General features: G+C 69.2%; 17 protein-coding genes. 12 read left to right on the top strand and 5 right to left on the bottom strand.

Annotated features, from left to right (window positions below; all coding sequences use genetic code 11):
* Positions 1 to 69 precede the first annotated feature (69 nt).
* From C7443_RS05310 to murB, 3 genes are all read left to right on the top strand, one after another.
* Positions 70 to 2,898: an EAL domain-containing protein gene (locus tag C7443_RS05310; RefSeq protein ID WP_170123499.1), complete on the top strand. Its 2,829-nt coding sequence runs from the start codon at positions 70 to 72 to the stop codon at positions 2,896 to 2,898.
* Positions 2,899 to 2,928: 30 nt separating this feature from the next.
* Entirely contained in the window at positions 2,929 to 3,726 is a 798-nt protein-coding gene (locus C7443_RS05305) for a nucleotidyltransferase domain-containing protein (RefSeq protein ID WP_110017509.1), read from the top strand.
* Between the two features lie 62 nt (positions 3,727 to 3,788).
* The gene (gene murB, locus C7443_RS05300) at positions 3,789 to 4,811 is read left to right on the top strand and encodes a UDP-N-acetylmuramate dehydrogenase (RefSeq protein ID WP_425467067.1); all 1,023 of its coding nucleotides are present in this window, start codon (positions 3,789 to 3,791) and stop codon (positions 4,809 to 4,811) included.
* A 33-nt stretch (positions 4,812 to 4,844) separates the two neighbouring features.
* Here murB and C7443_RS05295 read toward each other — a convergent pair whose 3' ends face one another.
* Entirely contained in the window at positions 4,845 to 5,669 is an 825-nt protein-coding gene (locus C7443_RS05295) for a THxN family PEP-CTERM protein (RefSeq protein WP_170123498.1), read from the bottom strand.
* A gap of 335 nt (positions 5,670 to 6,004) precedes the next feature.
* On the opposite strand from C7443_RS05295, the gene argS reads away from it, so the two are divergent.
* Together argS and C7443_RS05285 are read left to right on the top strand one after the other, a co-directional pair.
* Positions 6,005 to 7,690: an arginine--tRNA ligase gene (gene argS / locus C7443_RS05290; protein ID WP_110017506.1), complete on the top strand. Its 1,686-nt coding sequence runs from the start codon at positions 6,005 to 6,007 to the stop codon at positions 7,688 to 7,690.
* 60 nt (positions 7,691 to 7,750) lie between these two features.
* The gene (locus C7443_RS05285) at positions 7,751 to 8,446 is read left to right on the top strand and encodes an SPOR domain-containing protein (RefSeq protein WP_110017505.1); all 696 of its coding nucleotides are present in this window, start codon (positions 7,751 to 7,753) and stop codon (positions 8,444 to 8,446) included.
* Between the two features lie 18 nt (positions 8,447 to 8,464).
* On the opposite strand, the gene C7443_RS05280 is transcribed toward C7443_RS05285, so the two are convergent.
* A complete protein-coding gene (locus C7443_RS05280) occupies positions 8,465 to 9,007 on the bottom strand; it encodes a lipocalin family protein (protein ID WP_110017504.1) in 543 nt (180 codons plus the stop codon).
* Positions 9,004 to 9,876, bottom strand: a complete 873-nt coding sequence (locus C7443_RS05275; protein WP_211346148.1) for an NAD(P)-dependent oxidoreductase — start codon at positions 9,874 to 9,876, stop codon at positions 9,004 to 9,006. The genes C7443_RS05280 and C7443_RS05275 overlap by 4 nt, the downstream gene beginning before the upstream one ends.
* 156 nt (positions 9,877 to 10,032) lie before the next feature.
* Between C7443_RS05275 and speE the strand changes: the two genes are divergently transcribed.
* From speE to C7443_RS05240, 7 genes are all read left to right on the top strand, one after another.
* Positions 10,033 to 10,902, top strand: coding sequence for a polyamine aminopropyltransferase (gene speE / locus C7443_RS05270; protein ID WP_110017503.1), 870 nt, complete (start codon positions 10,033 to 10,035; stop codon positions 10,900 to 10,902).
* A 141-nt stretch (positions 10,903 to 11,043) separates the two neighbouring features.
* Entirely contained in the window at positions 11,044 to 11,712 is a 669-nt protein-coding gene (locus C7443_RS05265; RefSeq protein ID WP_110017502.1) for a response regulator, read from the top strand.
* An 8-nt stretch (positions 11,713 to 11,720) separates the two neighbouring features.
* Complete coding sequence (locus C7443_RS05260; RefSeq protein ID WP_110017501.1) at positions 11,721 to 13,034, top strand: ATP-binding protein; 1,314 nt, start codon at positions 11,721 to 11,723, stop codon at positions 13,032 to 13,034.
* A 319-nt stretch (positions 13,035 to 13,353) separates the two neighbouring features.
* Complete coding sequence (pqqA, locus tag C7443_RS20600; RefSeq protein ID WP_110017500.1) at positions 13,354 to 13,437, top strand: pyrroloquinoline quinone precursor peptide PqqA; 84 nt, start codon at positions 13,354 to 13,356, stop codon at positions 13,435 to 13,437.
* 49 nt (positions 13,438 to 13,486) lie between these two features.
* Positions 13,487 to 15,355 carry a methanol/ethanol family PQQ-dependent dehydrogenase gene (locus C7443_RS05250; RefSeq protein WP_110017499.1) on the top strand — a complete coding sequence of 623 codons (1,869 nt, stop codon included), beginning with the start codon at positions 13,487 to 13,489 and terminating at the stop codon, positions 15,353 to 15,355.
* A gap of 56 nt (positions 15,356 to 15,411) precedes the next feature.
* The gene (locus C7443_RS05245) at positions 15,412 to 16,026 is read left to right on the top strand and encodes a pentapeptide repeat-containing protein (protein WP_110017498.1); all 615 of its coding nucleotides are present in this window, start codon (positions 15,412 to 15,414) and stop codon (positions 16,024 to 16,026) included.
* A gap of 316 nt (positions 16,027 to 16,342) precedes the next feature.
* Complete coding sequence (locus C7443_RS05240; protein ID WP_110017497.1) at positions 16,343 to 16,480, top strand: DUF3149 domain-containing protein; 138 nt, start codon at positions 16,343 to 16,345, stop codon at positions 16,478 to 16,480.
* An 83-nt stretch (positions 16,481 to 16,563) separates the two neighbouring features.
* Here C7443_RS05240 and C7443_RS05235 read toward each other — a convergent pair whose 3' ends face one another.
* Both C7443_RS05235 and C7443_RS05230 read right to left on the bottom strand, forming a co-directional pair.
* Positions 16,564 to 17,505 carry a homoserine kinase gene (locus tag C7443_RS05235; RefSeq protein ID WP_110017496.1) on the bottom strand — a complete coding sequence of 314 codons (942 nt, stop codon included), beginning with the start codon at positions 17,503 to 17,505 and terminating at the stop codon, positions 16,564 to 16,566.
* Positions 17,506 to 17,571: 66 nt separating this feature from the next.
* Positions 17,572 to 17,904, bottom strand: coding sequence for a DUF2782 domain-containing protein (locus C7443_RS05230; protein WP_110017495.1), 333 nt, complete (start codon positions 17,902 to 17,904; stop codon positions 17,572 to 17,574).
* Position 17,905: the final 1 nt, after the last annotated feature.

The following is a 17,905-nucleotide window of genomic DNA, read 5'->3' as shown; positions in this document are numbered from 1 at the left end:
GCACCCCGGAAACGTGACAGACTCGCGTCTTAGCGATCCTTAAATTTCTTTACAGGGACTTTGTTCATCGTGCAGACATTGGCCGTCGTCGAAGAGCTGCTGTTGCTCGTGGAGCGCACCTGCGCACCTTGCGGCGCACTGCTCTGCGACACGCGCCTGTCCGGCGACCCGGTGATCTGGAGCACACCCGGCTTCACCCGGCTGACCGGCTACAACGCCGCGCAGATCGCCGGCCGCGGCCTGCACACGCTGCTCGCCGACCCAGCCGATGCCGATGCGCTGGAAACCATGCGCCGCGCCATCCGCAGCGGCCAGGCCAGCAGCCGCACGCTGAACCTCAAACGCCAGCACGGCACGCCGCTGCGCGGCGAACTGAGCACGCTGCCGCTGCGCGACCGCAACGGCGGCATCACCCGCTATGCCTGCCTGCTGCGCGCTCCGGAACTGGCCACCAGCATCGCCAAGGCACCGCCGCTCGATTACCACTCGCTGTTCGCCAATGCCGTCGAGGGCGTGTTCCGCGCCACCCCCGACGGCCGCTACCTCGACGTCAATCAGGCGCTGGCGCGCATCTGCGGCTATGCCTCGCCGGCGGCGCTGCTGGCGCTGCCCGAATCACTGCACGCCGATCCCGAGCGGCGGGCGCAGTTCTGGGCAACGCTCGAACGCGAGGGCACGGTGCACGGCTTCGAGGCACCGCTGCGCCGCGCTGACGGCTCGATCGTGTGGATCTCGGAGAGCGCGCGGGCGGTACGTGACGAAACCGGCGCGCTGGTGTGCATCGAAGGCAGCGTCATCGACATCACCGAACGCAAGGCTGCCGAGGAGGCGCTGGCCAGCAGCGAGCGGCGCTTTCGCCAGCTGGTCGAGCAGGCGATGGACGCCTTCATCGTCATCGACCTCGACTGGACCGTCGTCGACGTCAATGAACAGGCCTGCCGCAGCCTCGGCTACAGCCGCGAGGAGCTGGTCGGCGCCAGCTTCGAGCGCTTCGAGACCAGTCTGCTGAAGAGCGATCTGGCCGATCTCGCCGAACGCCTCGACCACGGCTCGCTGACCATCGACGGCGTACACCAGCGCAAGGATGGCAGCCGCTTCCCGGTGGAAACCCAGCTGAGCCGCTTCGAGAGCGGCGACGGCGTGCGCCTGCTGGCGCTGTGCCGCGACATCAGCGACCGCCGCCGCTACGAGGCGCAGCTGCGCCACCACGCCACCCACGATCCGCTCACCGGCCTGCCCAACCGTCACCTGCTCGAAGACCGCCTGCAGCAGTCGATCGCCCACGCCCGCCGCCGCGGCCGCCTGGTCGGCGTGCTCTGCCTCGATCTCAACCGCTTCAGCAGCCTGGTCGACAGCTTCGGCCACGCCGCCACCGATCAGGTGCTGCGCGAAACCGCCGAGCGCCTCGGGCGCGCGCTGCGCCCCGGCGACACCGTCGCCCGCCACGGCAGCGACAGCTTCATGATCGTGCTCGACGACCTGGTCGGCGAGGAGCGCGCCAGCCAGATCGCCGGCCGCCTCGGCCAGGTGCTGACGACCCCGTTCACCGTCGCCGGCCAGGAAGTGTTCATCGACGCCAGCATCGGCATCTCGCTGTTCCCGCGCGACGGCAACGAGGTCGACGCGCTGCTGCGCCACGCCACCAGCGCGATGCAGCGCGCGCGCCAGCATCCGGGCGCGCCGCCGCAGTTCTTCGCCGCCGAGATGAACCTGTGGACGCGCGAGCGCCTCGATCTGGAAACCCGCCTGCGCCGCGCCCTCGAAGCCGGTCAGCTGGAGCTTTACTACCAGCCGCAGATCGACCTCAAGAGCGGCCAGATCGCCGGCGTCGAGGCGCTGCTGCGCTGGCATCATCCGCAGCTCGGCACGATTTCGCCGGCCGAATTCATCCCGCTCGCCGAGGAAACCGGGCTGATCCTGCCGATCGGCGACTGGGTGCTGCGCACCGCCTGCGAACAGGCGCGCGCCTGGCGTCTGGCCGGGCTGCCGCCACTGCGTATCGCCGTCAACCTCTCGGCGCTGCAGTTCGCTCAGGCCGGTCTGGTGCAGCGCGTCGAGGAAATCCTCGCCGACACCGAACTGTCTCCCGGCGAACTCGAACTGGAAATCACCGAATCGGTGCTGATGCGCGACATCGAAGGCGCCGCGCAGACGCTGCGCACGCTGCACGCACGCGGCGTCAGCATCGCGCTCGATGACTTCGGCACCGGCTATTCCTCGCTCGCCTACCTCAAGCGCTTCCAGATCGACCGGCTGAAGATCGACCGCAGCTTCGTGCGCGACATCTGTGCCGACCCGGACGATGCCGCGCTGACGCAGGCAATCGTGGCGATGGCGCGCAACCTGCACCTGAGCGTCATCGCCGAAGGCGTCGAGACCAGCACGCAGCAGCGCTTTCTCTGCGAGCACGGCTGCGACGAGGCGCAGGGCTACCTGTTCAGCCACCCGCTACCGGCCGCCGAGGTCACCGAGCTGATCGCCGCCGGCCATCCGCTGGCCCGCACGCAGGAAACGCTCGCCGCCGAGCCGTTCACGCTGCTGCTGGTCGACGACGATGCTTCGTTCATCGCCTTTTTCTGCGCCTGCCTGCACGGCGAGTCCTGGCGCATCCTCTGCGCCGACAGCGGCCGCCAGGGCCTCGACCTGCTTGCCCACAACCGCGTCGACGTGGTCGTCGCCGATCAGGTGATGCCGACGATGAGCGGGAATGAATTCATGGCCCGCGTGCACGCCCTCTACCCCAAACCCTACCGCGTCATGCTCAGCGGCGGCTCGACGCTGCAGACGCTGATCGACAGCATCAACGTCGGCAGCATCCAGAAATTCCTCACCAAGCCGATCACGCCGCAGGAATTGCGCAAGGCGCTGCACGACATCGTCGACCACCTCAACGGCTGAACACCGCCCGTGACGCCCGCAAGACCCGTGATGCACGCGATCGATCCGCGCCTCCACCCCATCGACCCCGCCGTCCGCCGCGACATCGAGGCCCGTCTGGCCGCGCTCGAAGCCCAGCACGGCGTGCGCATCCTCTTTGCCTGCGAATCCGGCAGCCGCGGCTGGGGCTTCGCCTCGACCGACAGCGATTACGACGTGCGCTTCGTCTACGTGCAGCCACCGGCCTGGTATCTGCGCATCGAGCCCGGCCGCGATGTCATCGAGGAACCGATATCCGCACTGCTCGACATCAACGGCTGGGAACTGCGCAAGGCGCTGCGCCTGCTCGCCCGCGGTAACACGACGCTCGGCGAGTGGCTGGATTCGCCGGTGCACTACCGCGCCGACGCGGCGTTCATCACCCGCCTGCAGGCGGCGCGCGCGCAGGTGTATCGCCCGCAGCAGGCGTTCCATCACTACCTGCACATGGCCCGCGGCAATGACCGCGGCTACCTGCACGGCACCACGGTACGGCTGAAGAAATACCTCTACGTGCTGCGCCCGCTGCTCGCCGCGCAGTGGGTGCTGCGGCACGCCGGGCCGCCGCCGATGCGCTTCGCCGCGCTGGTCGAGGCGCTGATCGAAGATCCGGCGCTGCGCACCGCCATCGATGCGCTGCTGGCGCGCAAGCGCCAGGGCGGCGAAGCCCTCTACGGCCCGCCCGAGCCGCTGATCCAGACCTTCATCGACACCACGCTGCAGGCGCTCGACGGCGCTCAGCCGCCCGCGCACAGCGTCGACAGCGGCGTACTCGATGCGCTGCTGTTCGACTGCGTGATGCAGGTCTGAGCCCGCGCACCGCCGGCTGTGGCAGCATGCGCCACCTTGCCGCCAGCCACCGGGCCGCCACCATGCCTTCGATGCTCCCCCCGTCCGCCGACCTCACGCCTCTCAACAGCTTCGGCCTGCCGGGCCGGGCGCAGCACCTGCTGCGCGTGGAATCGGTCGGGCAGCTCAGTGCGGCGCTGGCCGCGCCCGAACTGGCGGCGCTGCCGCGCACGCTGCTCGGCGGTGGCAGCAACGTCATCGTCAGCGGCGACATCGAAGGTCTGGTGCTGCAGGTGGCCATCCGCGGCCGCGAGGTGCTGGCGCGCGAAGGCCGCTCGATCCTGGTGCGCGCCGGAGCCGGTGAGTCCTGGCACGCCTTCGTCGAATGGACGCTGGCGCAGCAGGCCTACGGCCTGGAGAACCTGGCGCTGATTCCCGGCAGCGTCGGCGCCAGCCCGATCCAGAACATCGGCGCCTACGGCGTCGAGGCCGGCGAGCGCATCGAGACAGTCGAGTGCTTCGATTTCGCCACGCGCGCAAGCTTCAGCCTCAGCGGCCGCGAGTGCGCGTTCGGCTATCGCGACAGCTGCTTCAAGCACCGGCTGGCCGGCCGCGTGCTGGTGACGGCGGTGACCTTCCGCCTCGATGCCGAGCCGGCGCCGCGCTATGCCTACGCCGATCTGCGTCACGAGCTGGAGCAGCGCGGCTGCACCACGCCGACGCCACAGGATGTCTTCGATGCCGTGTGCACGGTACGCCAGCGCAAGCTGCCGGACCCGGCCCGCATCGGCAACGCCGGCAGCTTCTTCAAGAATCCGCTGGTCGACGCCGCACTGGCGGCGCGACTGCGCGACGAATATCCCGAACTGGTCGCCTACGCGCAGGCCGATGGCCGGGTCAAGCTCGCCGCCGGCTGGCTGATCGAGCGCTGCGGCTGGAAGGGCCGCCGCCTCGGGCCGGTCGGCGTCTACGACCGCCAGGCACTGGTACTGGTCAATCACGGTGGCGCCACCGGCGCCGAGGTGCTGGCGCTGGCGGCGGCGATCCGCGCCGATGTCGAGGCACGCTTCGGCGTGACGCTGGAACAGGAGCCGGTGGTGCTGTGAACGCCGGCGGCACGTGCCGCCGGCCGTGATGCCTCAGTGACGGCGGCGGGCGCGACCGCCCCAGCCGAGCAGGCCGAGACCGGCACCCCACAGAGCCAGTGTCGCCGGCTCGGGCACATCGACCGTCAGCGGCGTACCGGTGATGGTCAGGCCGAACTGGAAGGTGTTGGCCTGGCCTTCGACCGTGGTGAAGCCGAGGCAGCCGCTCCCTGCACCGGCGGCGGCGCAGACGGCATCGGGCAGCGGGCTCAGCGCGGTCAGGCCGCCGCCGGTGATGTTGAGGATGTTGAGGTAGTAGTCGTAGCCGTTGTAGCTGAACGGGTAGTTCAGCAGGCCGCTGCTCAGCACGAAGATGTCGTTGCACGGCGTCGGACTGGAGGCCACGCACGGCGTCGAGTTCGGCGTCTCGGCAAACAGGATCGAGAAAGCGATGGTCTGCGCGTCGATCACCGCGGTCGGGTCATTCGGGTCGCTGGCGTACAGCGTCAGCTCGCTGTCGATGACCGTCGAGGTCAGGGTCGCGCCGGTGACCGGCTCATTGTTGTGAGTGACCGTCAGCGTTGCAGCGCCGGCCAGATCATTGGTGACGATGGTGCCGCTGGACGGATCATTGCCGATGACCAGCGAGCTCTGCCCGAAGCCGGTGCTGTCGCCCCAGCTCAAGGACTGAGCCGTCACATGATTCGACACGGACGGCGATGAGAAATAGGTCATCGCGCTGTTGAAGTCCGCGTCGATCTCGAAATGCCAGCTGTTGACGAAGGTATCGGCCCGCGCTGCGCCGCTGGCACAGATCAGGGCGATGCCGGCCAGCCGTGTGAGTCGATGCCAGAAGCCAGAACCACGTGTGGTTTCCATGATGCACTCCACTGTACTTAACACACCGGGAAATGTGGCTGCCCTGCCATCGCATCCTTCCATGTTGATTTAATTAATAAAAACATCACTTCTGGAGCACTTACATGTAAGGCATTCGCCGTGCCACTCACAGCTGATCTTGAAAATCAATTAATTACCGATCGTTAATAAATCGGACTGTAAAATTTATCTGACATACCGGCGCAGGCAGTCGGAAGACAGGACTCACAGACGGCCCGTACAGAACGGCAACTGTCCTGAACGTGCCTTCATCCTCCCCCGGCGCGTCGTTACAATGGCGGCTTGCATTTGCCTCACCGTCTCCGGAGTCACCGTTGAAAACCCATCTCCTCCAGCTCATCCGCCAGGCGCTCAGCGCGCTGCAGGCGGCCGGCACGCTGCCCGCGGATCTCGATGTCGACGTGCGCCTGGAGCGCACGCGCGAGCGCAGCCACGGCGATTTCGCGAGCAATCTCGCGATGGCGCTGGCCAAGGCGGCGCGACGCAAGCCGCGCGAGCTGGCCGAAGCGCTGGTGGCGGCGCTGCCGCCCTCGGATCGCCTCGCGAAGGTGGAAATCGCCGGGCCGGGGTTCATCAATTTCTTCCTGGCGCCGGCGGCGTTTCATGCCGTGATCGAAGCCGCCCTCGACGAGGGTGAGGCCTTCGGCCGCTCCGGCAGCGGCAGCGGACGCAAGGTGCAGGTGGAGTTCGTCTCCGCCAACCCGACCGGCCCGCTGCATGTCGGCCATGGTCGCGGCGCGGCGATCGGCGACACCATCTGCCGGCTGCTGGCGGCCACCGGCTGGGATGTGACCCGCGAGTTCTATTACAACGATGCCGGCCAGCAGATCGGCAACCTGACGCTGTCGGTGCAGGCGCGCGCGCTCGGCATCGACACCGACGACCCGCGCTGGCCGGCCGACGGCTACCGCGGCGACTACATCCGCGAGGTCGCCCGCGCCTATCTGGCCGGTGAGAGCGTGCATGCCGACGACCGCGAGGTCACCGCCAAGGGCGACCCGCAGGATCTCGACGCGATCCGCGAATTCGCCGTCGCCTGGCTGCGCCGCGAGCAGGATCTGGACCTGCGCGCCTTCTGCGTCGGCTTCGACGTCTATTACCTCGAATCGAGCCTGTACACCGACGGCAAGGTCGAGCAGACGGTGCAGACGCTGATCGACAACGGCCACACCTACGAGGCCGACGGCGCGCTGTGGCTGCGCACCACCGATTTCGGCGACGACAAGGACCGGGTGATGCGCAAGAAGGACGGTGGCTACACCTACTTCGTGCCCGACGTCGCCTACCACCGCAACAAGTGGGAGCGCGGCTTCACCCGCGTCATCGACGAGCAGGGCGCCGACCATCACAGCACCATCACCCGCGTGCGCGCCGGTCTGCAGGCGCTCGGCGCCGGCATCCCGCAGGGCTGGCCGGAATACGTGCTGCACCAGATGGTGACGGTGATGCGCGGCGGCGAGGAGGTGAAGATCTCCAAGCGCGCCGGCAGCTACGTGACGCTGCGCGACCTGATCGACGAGGTCGGCCGCGACGCGACGCGGTTTTTCTTCGTCATGCGCAAGCCCGATTCGCAGCTGGTGTTCGACATCGACCTGGCGCGCTCGCAGTCGCTCGACAACCCGGTCTACTACATCCAGTACGCGCACGCCCGCGTCTGCAGCGTGCTGCGCCAGGCCGAGGAAAAGGGTCTGCGCTGGGATGCGCGGGCCGGGCGCGATGCCCTCGGCCTGCTGGTCGAGCCGCACGAGGACGCGCTGTTCAACCAGTTGTCACGTTATGGCGAGATGGTCGAGGCGGCGGCGGCGAATCACGAGGCGCACCTGCTCGCGCAGTACCTGCGGGATCTTGCCGGCGACCTGCACACGTACTACAACGCCGTACCATTCCTCGTCGATGATGCACCCCTGCGCAATGCCCGTCTGACGCTGCTCGCAGCCGTCCGCCAGACCTTGCGCAACGGCCTTGACCTGCTCGGCGTTTCGGCGCCGGATACGATGTAACCAAGCACGAAGTGAAACCTGCCGGCGGCCTCCCCGCCGGCGCCGCCCGGAGTACGCAGCATGCCTGTGCGTCGCGACTACAAGCCCGTTCCGCGCAAAAAATCCGCCCCGACCGGCGTGCGCATCCTCGGCTGGAGCGTCGTCTCACTGACGCTGGTGGGCGCAGGCGCCATCGGCTGGAGCTGGTGGCAGAGCCGGCATCCGCTCACGGCACAGACACCGGTCGCCGCCACTCCGGTGGTCAGTGCCCCGGCGGTCGCCAGCGCGCCGGGGCAGGATACGCGCAGCGTGCGTCACACCACGGCGCCGACGCCGCAGCCGGCGGAGAAGTCACGCTTCAGCTTCTATCAGGATCTGCAGAATCGTCAGGTGACGATCCCCGAGGACGAGATCGGCCCGACCGGCAACAAACCACCGAATTCGACGCTGGCGGCGCAGACCATCCGCATCGCGCCACAGACTGCACCGACACCCACCGCTACCGCGCAGCGGGTCAGCATCAACACCAGCTCCAACGGCGGCAACGGTTTCGCGGTGCAGGCCGGCTCGTTTTCGACGCAGGCGCAGGCGGAACGGGTGCGCGCCAACCTGGCGCTGCTCGGCATCAGTGCTCACACCGAAAAGGGTCGCGATGCCAGCGGCAACCCGATCTACCGCGTGCGCACCGGGCCGATCCGCGACGAGCAGGCCATCCAGTCGGTGCGCCAGCGGCTGAGCGCCAACGGCTTCGACTCCTCGAAGGTGCGCCTCGACTGAGTCACTGCCGCCGGCGCCTCAGGGCGCCGTCTGCGGCGTGCGGATCAGCGCGTCGAGCGTAAAACCCAGCTCGCGTGCCCGCGCCAGCAGGCGCTCGACGGTTGCCTCGTCGAGCGTCGGCGTGCGCGACAGCAGCCACAGGTATTCGCGCGAAGGCTGGCCGACCAGCGCCCAGCGGTACTGCGCGTCGAGCTCGATCAGCTGGTAATCGGCCCACACCCACGGCAGCCAGGCCAGCCAGTCCGGCGCAAAGCGCACCTGCAAGCGCCCCGGCGCCAGCAGCCGGGCCACGCCGCGGGCGCTGATCTCACCTGCCACGGTGCGGCAGCGATTGAGCACGTCGAGGCCGCCATCGGCGCGTAGGCTGTAATCGGCGCGGACATCGGCGATGCAGTCGCGCTGGTACACCAGCGGCAGGCGTGCGATCTCGTACCAGCGTCCGGCGTAGCGCCCGGCATCGAAGCTCGCCACCACCGGCAGCGGCGTTTCAGCCGCGGCGGCCGTGGCCGCGCTCAGGCCGACGGCAAGCCAGGCCGCCCGCCAGACCGATCGACGGCTCATTCCAACTCCGGAAACAGGCGGCGCTTGATCCGGTACAGCGCCGAGTGGTCTTCGTCGCCGTGGCCCCGCTCGATCAGCTCGCGGTATTGCGGCAGCAGGCCCTCGATGGTCGGCAGGCTGCCGCCAACGGCGCGCGCCATGTCGACGCAGATGTCGAGATCCTTGACCAGCAGCCGGGTCTTGAAACCGATGGTGTTCTCGTCGCGGATCATGGTGTGGCCGCGATGATCGAGGAACCAGTTACCGGCGGCGCCGGCACGCACCACGTCGACGACCTGGTCGAGACCGAGCCCCATCGCCCGGCCGAAGGCCAGCGCCTCGCTCACCGCCTGGCCGATGCCGGCGCACATGATCTGATTGACGGCCTTGGTCGCCTGACCGCTGCCGACCGGGCCGAGCAGGCCGATGCGTGCGGAAATCGCCTCCAGCGCCGGGCAGGCCCGCTCCAGCAGCGCCGCCTCGCCGCCGGCCATCACCGACAGCGTACCCTTGCGCGCGCCTTCGACGCCGCCCGACACCGGCGTGTCGAGAAAACCCGCGCCGGCGTGCCTGAGCCGCTGCGCCGCCTCACGCGCGGTGCCGGCGGCTACCGTCGAGCAGTCGCAGACGATCAGCCCGGCGTGCGCACCCGGCAGCAGCGCGTCGATCACTTCGAGCAGATCGGCGTCGGCCGACACGCAGGTGATCAGCACCTCGCAGGCCGCCGCCACCGCCGCCGGATCGGACGCGGCAGCGACGCCGGTCTCCGCCGCCAGCGCCTCGGCGCGCGCCGGTGTGCGGTTCCAGAACGACGCCAGCAACCCGGCCCGATGCAGATTGAGCGCCATGGGGTAGCCCATCGCGCCGAGTCCGATGACTCCGGCTTTCATGCAGTGCACCTCGGCAATGGAGAAAATCGCCGCGCAGCGTAGCGCCCGCCCGCGGCCACGGCGAGTCGGCAGGGTGTTCACAGGGCTGTTGTAGAATGCGCCGCTTCGCGCGCCGCCAGCGCCGGCCGCCCATCGCACCCGCAGGAGAATGCCCGCATGGCCCTGGATTCGAGCTGGTTTTCCGACGTCTTCGAAGATGCCCCGTCCGCCTTCTCGCTGAAGGTCACCAGCAAGCTGCACGAGGAACAGAGCCCGTTCCAGAAGATCGAGGTCTACCAGACCCGGGGCTGGGGGCGGATGCTGGCGATCGACGGCATCATCATGCTCACCGAGCGCGAAAACTTCCTCTACCACGAGATGCTCGCCCACCCGGCGCTGTACGCGCACCCGCAGCCCCGGCGCGTGCTGATCATCGGCGGCGGTGACTGCGGCACGCTGCACGAAGTGCTCAAGCACCCGGGCGTGGAGCGCGTCGTGCAGTGCGACATCGACGAGGCGGTGACCCGCGCCGCCGTGCAGTTCTTCCCGGCGCTGACCGAATCCAACGCCGATGCGCGTGCCGAGCTGGTGTTCGAGGACGGCGTGAAATACGTCGAGGACTCCGCCGACGGCAGCTGGGATCTGGTCATCGTCGATTCCACCGATCCTTTCGGCCCGTCGACCGGGCTGTTCGCCGAACCGTTCCTGCGCCAGGTGGTGCGCGTGCTCGCCGCCGACGGTCTCTACGTGCAGCAGTCGGAATCGCCGATGTTCCAGCTCGAAGACTGCATCGTGCCGATGCACCGCAACCTCAGGGCCGCCGGTTTCGCCGAGGCCACCGAGCTGCACTTCCCGCAGCCGGTGTACCAGTCCGGCTGGTGGTCGGCGGCTTTCGCCGCCAAGCGCGCCGGCGGCACGCACGCCTTCGATGCCGCGCGCGAGTCGGCACAGCCCTTCGTCACCGACTACTACAACGCCGACATCCACCGCGCGGCGCTGGCGCAGCCGAACTTCGTGCGCCGCGCGCTGGCCGCGGTCTGGGGCTGACACGACGTCACGCGGGCGGCGCAGGCTGTCACGCCGCGTCGTCCAGGTTACGATAAAAATATCATTCGATCAGCCAGTTACGGCGCTGGCCCGGTTCCTGCTGAAGATCCCGACCGGGTTCCCCTCAGCGAAAGCACCGTCATGCGCCAAGCCGTCCTCGCCCCGCTGCCCAGCCGCGCGCCGCGCGTACTGCTGATCGATGACCACGCCGTCGTCCGCGCCGGCATCCGCCGCCTGCTGGAAGCCTGCGGCGCGGCACGCGTCTGTGTCGAGGCCGACAGTGGCGAGCGTGGCTACGCGCTGTTCGTCGAACAGCCCTGCGAGCTGGTGATCCTCGACCTGAACATGGGCGGACGCGGCGGGCTGGAGACGCTGCGCCGGCTGCTGCAGCGCGATGCCCGCGTGCGCGTGCTGGTGTTCAGCATGCACGACGAGCCGGCCTTCGCCACCCAGGCGCTGGAGGCCGGTGCGCTCGGCTACGTCACCAAGGCGGCGCCGTCGGAGGAGCTGGTCGAAGCGGTCGCCGCGGTCAGCGCCGGCCGGCGCTACCTGTCGGCCGACATCGCCCGGCGCCTGGCACTGGCGGCGCACGACGCGGCCGACTCGCCGCTCGAAGCGCTGTCGCCGCGCGAATTCGAGATCTTCCGCCTGCTCGCCGACGGCCTGACACCGCACGCGATCGCGCAGCGCCTGAGCCTGTCGGCGAAGACCGTCGCCAACTACGGCAGCCTGATCCGCGCCAAGCTCGGCGTCGCCAGCAGCGCGGAACTGGCGCGGCTGGCGATCCGCCTCGGCGTGGCGGCGGTCTGAGGCGGTCGATGCCGGTACGCGGCTGGCTGGCTCGGCTGAGCCTGCGCGCGCGGCTGTCGGCTTCGCTGGCGGCGCTGACGCTGTGTGCGCTCGGCGGCGCGCTGCTGATCGCCGTCGACAACACCCGCGAGGCGGTGCGCGCGGAGCTCGATTCCAGCGCCGGCCTGGCGCTGGCGCTGATCGACGACTGGAGCGCGCAGGCCCTCAGCGCGCCGCTGAATCACATCGAGCGCCTGCGTGCGCTCGGCCGCCACCGCCATCTGCACATCGAGCTCGCCGATGGCCCGCCGGCCGCACCGGCCACGCTACGCCCCGCCACGGTGCCGGCGTGGTTCGCGCACGCGGTGGCCGCGGAAACGCCGCACTTCGAGCGCACGCTGCAGCAGGCCGGCGGCCCGCCGCTGACGCTGCGCATCTACGCCGATCCGGCCGACGAGCTGGCCGAGGCCTGGAACGACTTCCACGCGCTGCTGCTGCTGCTCGGCGGCTTCGCGCTGCTGGTCAACCTCGCCGCCTGGTGGCTGGCCGGCACCATCCTCGCGCCGGTCGGCCGGCTGACGGCGCGGCTCGATGCGCTGGCCGGCGGCGATTACGGCGCCGCCACGCCGGCCAGCGGCCTGCCGGAATTCGACCGCATCGGTCGCCACATCGACGCGCTGGCGGCACGGCTGGCGGCGAGCCGCGCTGACAACCGCCGCCTCGCCGCGCACGCGCTGCAGGCCCGCGAGGAAGAGCGGCGCGCGCTGGCCGCGGAGATGCACGATGAGCTCGGCCAGTCGCTGACGGCGATCCGCGCCGATGCGGCACTGATCCGCCGCGTCGCCAGCGCACCGGCGGTGCTCGACAGCGCCGAGGCGATCAGCGTCAACGCCGGCGCGATCCAGGACGGCGTGCGCCAGCTGATCCGCCGCCTGCATCCGGTGATGCTCGATGCGCTCGGTCTGCGCGCGGCGCTGGAACAGATGTGCGCGGACTGGCGCGCCCGGCTGCCGCAGCTGGACCTGCAGCTGCACTGGGACGCGCAGCTGCCGCAGCACCCGGGCGCCGACATTCACGTCTACCGCATCGTGCAGGAGGGGCTGACCAACATCGCCCGCCACGCCGCCGCGCAGCACGCCTGCGTGCGCCTGCACGCCCGCGGCGCGCAGCTCGAACTGAGCATCGAGGACGACGGCTGCGGCTTCGAGCTGCAGCCGTGCAGCGCCGGCTTCGGCCTGCTCGGCCTGCGCGAGCGCATCGAGTCGCTCGGCGGCGAGCTCTGCATCGACACCGCACCCGGCGCCGGTACGCGGCTGCGCGCGCGCCTGCCGCTCGCGGGCTGAACGCCCGCACCGCGTCGGGACGGATTCCCGAGCGCGGCGACACCCGCCGCACCTAAGCTGCACACGCGTTGCCGGCCGCCCAGCGGAGCGGCAGCACACTCCCGTGACACCCTGGGGACCGGGGCATTGGCAGGGTCGACCAAGCCTTGGTCGACCCTTTCTTTTTGCCCGCGCCGCCCGCCGCCGGGTGTTGCGCCCGCCGGCCGCCGGGAACAGTTCCCGCACCGCCGCCGGGGTCTGGCCGCTGCCCGGCGGGCTTTGCCAAGGTCGCCTCACGGCCGCCCGCCGGCCATCGACCCGCGCAACAGGAGACTCCCGCATGAGCAGCCCCGTCTGGCAGCCGCCGTATTTCGAGGCACTGCGTCTCGGCTTCGAAGTGACGCTGTACGTCGCCACCCGCTGAACGCCCCCACACACAGAGCCGTACAGGCCAAGCCCTGGAGAGACATCCGATGAACCATCCGCAGCCCCTGACGCGCGCCCGCTTTGCGGCCGCCCCGCTCGCCCTCGCCCTGCTCGCCGCCCTGCCCGCGGCCGTCGCCAGGGACGTGAGCTGGGACGACATCCTCCACGACGCCGACACCCCCGGTGATGTGCTGATGTACGGCATGGGCCCGAAGGCGCAGCGCTACAGCCCGCTCAAGCAGATCAACACCAGCAACGTCGCCCAGCTGCTGCCGGCCTGGTCACTGTCCTACGGCGATGAGAAACAGCGCGGGCAGGAAGCGCAGGCGCTGGTGCACGACGGCGTGGTCTACGTCACCGCCTCGTACTCGCGGCTGTTCGCCATCGATGCGCGCACCGGCAAGCGGCTGTGGACCTACCAGCACCGCCTGCCCGACGACATCCGCCCGTGCTGCGACGTGATCAACCGCGGTGCGGCGATCTACGGCAACAAGGTGTTCTTCGGTACGCTCGACGCCGCGATCGTGGCGCTCGACAAGGACACTGGCAAAGTCGTCTGGCGCAAGAAGTTCGCCGATCACAAGGCCGGCTACACGATGACCGGCGCGCCGACGCTGGTGAAGGACCGCCAGTCCGGCCGCGTGCTGCTGATCCACGGCAATTCCGGCGACGAGTTCGGTGCCGTCGGCGGCCTCTACGCCCGCGACCCGGACAGCGGCGAGGAAGTCTGGTACCGGCCGATGGTCGAGGGCCACATGGGCCGCCTCCACGGCAAGGAGTCGACGCCGACCGGCGACGCCAATGCGCCGTCGTGGCCGCGCGACAAGGACGGCAAGCTGGTCGAGCCCTGGCATCACGGCGGCGGCGCGCCGTGGCAGTCGGCGAGCTTCGATGCCGAGACCAACACCATCGTCATCGGCGCCGGCAACCCGGCACCGTGGAACGGCTGGGCGCGCACACCGGGCGACTCGCTGTTCACCTCCGGGCAGGCTTACGTCGATGCCGCCACCGGCGAGCTCAAGGGCTTTTACCAGCACACGCCGAACGACACCTGGGACTTTTCCGGCAACAACGAGATCATCCTCTTCGACTACAAGGACCCGCGGACTGGCAGGACGCTCAAGGCCGGTGCACACGCCGACCGCAACGGTTTTTTCTACATCACCGACACGGCAAAGCTCGCCGCGCCGGCCGATGGCCAGCCGAACCGGCCGACGGCGCTGCTCAACGCCTTCCCCTTCGTCGACGGCATCACCTGGGCCAGGGGCATCGACCTCACCAGCGGACGGCCGCTCGAAGTCGCCGGCCAGCGCCCCCCCAAACCCAAGGACGGCGAGAGCAAGGGGCCGGTGGTGGAAGTCTCGCCGCCGTTCCTCGGTGGCAAGAACTGGAATCCGATGGCCTACAGCCCGGACACCGGCCTGTTCTACGTGCCGGCCAATCACTGGAAGGAGGATTACTGGTCGGAGACGCCGATCTACAGCGCCGGCGCGGCGTACCTCGGCATGGGCTTTCGCATCCGCAAGATGTACGAGGACCACGTCGGCAGCCTGCGTGCGATCGATCCGGGCAGCGGCAAAATCGTCTGGGAGCACAAGGAGGAGCTGCCGCTGTGGGCGGGCACCTTCACCACCGCCGGCGGGCTGGTTTTTACCGGCACCTCTGACGGGTACCTGAAGGCCTTCGACGCCAGCAGCGGCCGGGAGCTGTGGAAGTTCCAGACCGGCAGCGGCATCGTCAGCGTGCCGATCACCTGGGAGATGGACGGCGAGCAGTACGTCGGCGTCAGCTCCGGCTACGGTGGCGCGGTGCCGCTGTGGGGCGGTGACATGGCCGATCTGACCACCCGCGTCACGCAGGGCGGTTCGTTCTGGGTGTTCAAGCTGCCCAAGGCCGTGCAGAGCGCCAGCCGCTGACCCGCCCGCGCCGGGCGCCGCCGCAGGCGCCCGGCCCGCACCGAGGAACTCCCCCGATGAAGCGCTTCCTGGCCCTGGGCTTCGCTCTGGCCGCTGCCCTGCCGAGCCTGGCCGCCTCGCCCGACGATGCCGCCGGCACGACGATCCCCGCTGAAACGCCGCTCGACACCGCACCGCTCGAATGGCGCGGCTGCCGGCTGCAGCCCGGAGCCGACTGCCCCGGCGCCGACCTGCGTCATGCCCCGCTGAAAAACATCGACCTGCACGGCGCCCGGCTGCGCGGCGCCAAACTGGCGCGCGCCGACCTGCGTCACGCCAATCTGCAGGGAGCCGACCTGCGCGAGGCCGAGCTCGACGCGGCCGATCTGTCGCTTGCGTTCCTGCAGGGCGCGCGGCTCGACGGTGCCCGCCTGCGCGGTGCCAACCTCGCCTTCGCCCGCCTCAGCGGCGCCAGCCTCAGCGGTGCCGACCTGAGCGCGGCGAGCCTGGAAATGGCCTGGGCCAACAAGGTCAATCTGCAGGGCGCACGGCTGAACAACGCCAATCTGCAGGAAACCAAGCTCAGCCACGCCAATCTGCGCGAGGCCGAGCTCGACGGTGCGCTGCTGCGTTACACGATTTTGCAGGACACGGTGATGGACGGCTGCCACGGCTGTCCGCACGATTGGTAAAGGCTCGCGGCTTCGATGGATCGCATGGGCATGCGCCTATCGCTTGCATTCGAGAATTAGTTTCATCAAAGTAGACGCATCGGGTCGGACACCGGCCCCTGAAGCCATGCAGGACCTTGCCATGAGCTACATGACGCGCAACCAGATCGATCACATGCGCCAGCGCAACGGCGCTTCGCAGCGTGGTTTCTGGCAGACGCTGCGCCGCTGCTGGCGCTGGCTATACCGCTGACGCCATTGCGAATTCGCAAAGCGGACGGCGGCCGCTCGGCGAATACTGGGAGCGTCGTTCCCAGCCCCCGCAGGTGCTCCGCCGATGGATGTGCTCAAGCTGCTGTTTTCCGACTGGACCGGCGTGCTCACCGCGCTCGTCATCCTGTTCATGCTCGGCATGGGAGCCTATTTCGGCTGGCTGTTCATCGGCCAGTCGAAGGACGATCAGGCCAAGAAATGAACGCCTGACGATCATCCCTCCAATGAAAAAGGCCGCTGTCGCGGCCTTTTTTGTTCCCGCCGAGCGTTCGCCGGCGGGCGGATTCAGCCCAGCTGCCAGGGATCGGCACGGTGGGCGAGCAGCAGGCGGCGGTACTCATCGGGGTCTTTGATGTAGGTGAGCTCGCCCGGCATCGGGAACAGCTTGTCGACCAGCCGCGACAGCCAGAAGCGCAGCGCCGCGGCGCGCAGCAGCCGCGGCCAGGCCTCGCGCTCGTCGGCGGCGAAGGGGCGCACGGCAAGGTAGGCGGTGACCATCGCCTCGGCGCGTTCATGATCGATCGTGCCGTCGGCCAGCTTGCACCAGTCGTTGAGCGTGATGGCGAGGTCGTAGGCCAGCGCATCGGTGCAGGCGTAGTAGAAATCGATCAGCCCGCACAGGCGATCGCCGTCGAACAGCGCATTGTCGACGAACAGATCGGCGTGGATCACCCCTTGCGGCAGCAGGGCGCGCGGGTGCGCCGCCTGCGCGTCGAGTTCCTCGCGCAGCAGGGCGGCATCGCTGGCGTCGAGCTTCGGCAGCACGCGCGCCGCCGCCGCCGACGCCCAGGCCGGGCCGCGATCGTTGGCGCGAAACTGCGGAAAGTCACGCCCGGCGAGGTGCAGCTGCGCCAGCGTCGCGCCGATGGCACGGCACTGCGCGACGCTCGGCTGGCTGCTCACGCCACGCCCTTCGAGCTTGTAGACCAGCGCCGCCGGCTTGCCGGCCAGCGGTTTCATGAAACTGCCGGCACGATCGGCCACCGGGTGTGCGCCGGGCACACCACGGGCGGCGAGGTAGGCCATCAGTTCCAGGTAATAGGGCACGTCGTCGAAGCCGATCAGCTCGAACAGCGTCAGCACGTATTCGTCGCGCTCGGTGACGAGGAAATAGTTGGTGTTGGAAATGCCTTCGCTGATGCCCCGGTGCGAGACGTAGGCACCGATATCGTAATCGGCGACGAAGGCGGCGAGTTCGGTGCGCTCGACGGTGGTGTAGACGGACATGAGAGCCTGAGGCCGACAGCAAGAGGCCCCGTCGCGACGGGGCCTCGGGGAACGGGAGAACGGATCTTACCAGCGCAGCAGCACCCAGCTCGGCACGGCGATGCCGGGGTCCATGTCGTTGCGGCGGGTTTCGAGGTTGCCGTCGCCGTCGGTATCGATCAGGTAGTACGGGTAACCCTTGCTCGGAGTCACTTTGACCATGTACAGCTTGCCGTTGACGCGGTACTCCTCGATCGTGCCCTCGTCACGGCGAATGACGGTGACCTCCGGTTGTAACTCCTGCTGGGCATCATCGGCCCCCTCGGGCAGCGGCTGCAGGTCCGGCGGCTTCGGGGCATCCTGAGCGACGGCGACGGACGCTGCAACGAGCAGGGCGCACAGTGGAAGAAGGCGCTTCATC

This window comes from Plasticicumulans acidivorans, assembly GCF_003182095.1.
Taxonomy (GTDB): domain Bacteria; phylum Pseudomonadota; class Gammaproteobacteria; order Competibacterales; family Competibacteraceae; genus Plasticicumulans; species Plasticicumulans acidivorans.
The sequence above is the reverse complement of the archived record's forward strand: the minus strand, read 5'-3'. Positions and strand labels throughout refer to the sequence as shown.

Excerpts from the sequence above, each read along its gene's own strand:
- C7443_RS05305 (WP_110017509.1), top strand. The coding sequence starts at position 2,929 with ATGCACGCGATCGATCCGCGCCTCCACCCCATCGACCCCGCCGTCCGC.
- murB (WP_425467067.1), top strand. The coding sequence starts at position 3,789 with ATGCCTTCGATGCTCCCCCCGTCCGCCGACCTCACGCCTCTCAACAGC.
- C7443_RS05295 (WP_170123498.1), bottom strand. The coding sequence starts at position 5,669 with ATGGAAACCACACGTGGTTCTGGCTTCTGGCATCGACTCACACGGCTG.
- C7443_RS05285 (WP_110017505.1), top strand. The coding sequence starts at position 7,751 with ATGCCTGTGCGTCGCGACTACAAGCCCGTTCCGCGCAAAAAATCCGCC.
- C7443_RS05280 (WP_110017504.1), bottom strand. The coding sequence starts at position 9,007 with ATGAGCCGTCGATCGGTCTGGCGGGCGGCCTGGCTTGCCGTCGGCCTG.
- C7443_RS05275 (WP_211346148.1), bottom strand. The coding sequence starts at position 9,876 with ATGAAAGCCGGAGTCATCGGACTCGGCGCGATGGGCTACCCCATGGCG.
- speE (WP_110017503.1), top strand. The coding sequence starts at position 10,033 with ATGGCCCTGGATTCGAGCTGGTTTTCCGACGTCTTCGAAGATGCCCCG.
- C7443_RS05265 (WP_110017502.1), top strand. The coding sequence starts at position 11,044 with ATGCGCCAAGCCGTCCTCGCCCCGCTGCCCAGCCGCGCGCCGCGCGTA.
- C7443_RS05260 (WP_110017501.1), top strand. The coding sequence starts at position 11,721 with ATGCCGGTACGCGGCTGGCTGGCTCGGCTGAGCCTGCGCGCGCGGCTG.
- pqqA (WP_110017500.1), top strand. The coding sequence starts at position 13,354 with ATGAGCAGCCCCGTCTGGCAGCCGCCGTATTTCGAGGCACTGCGTCTC.
- C7443_RS05250 (WP_110017499.1), top strand. The coding sequence starts at position 13,487 with ATGAACCATCCGCAGCCCCTGACGCGCGCCCGCTTTGCGGCCGCCCCG.
- C7443_RS05245 (WP_110017498.1), top strand. The coding sequence starts at position 15,412 with ATGAAGCGCTTCCTGGCCCTGGGCTTCGCTCTGGCCGCTGCCCTGCCG.
- C7443_RS05240 (WP_110017497.1), top strand. The coding sequence starts at position 16,343 with ATGGATGTGCTCAAGCTGCTGTTTTCCGACTGGACCGGCGTGCTCACC.
- C7443_RS05235 (WP_110017496.1), bottom strand. The coding sequence starts at position 17,505 with ATGTCCGTCTACACCACCGTCGAGCGCACCGAACTCGCCGCCTTCGTC.
- C7443_RS05230 (WP_110017495.1), bottom strand. The coding sequence starts at position 17,904 with ATGAAGCGCCTTCTTCCACTGTGCGCCCTGCTCGTTGCAGCGTCCGTC.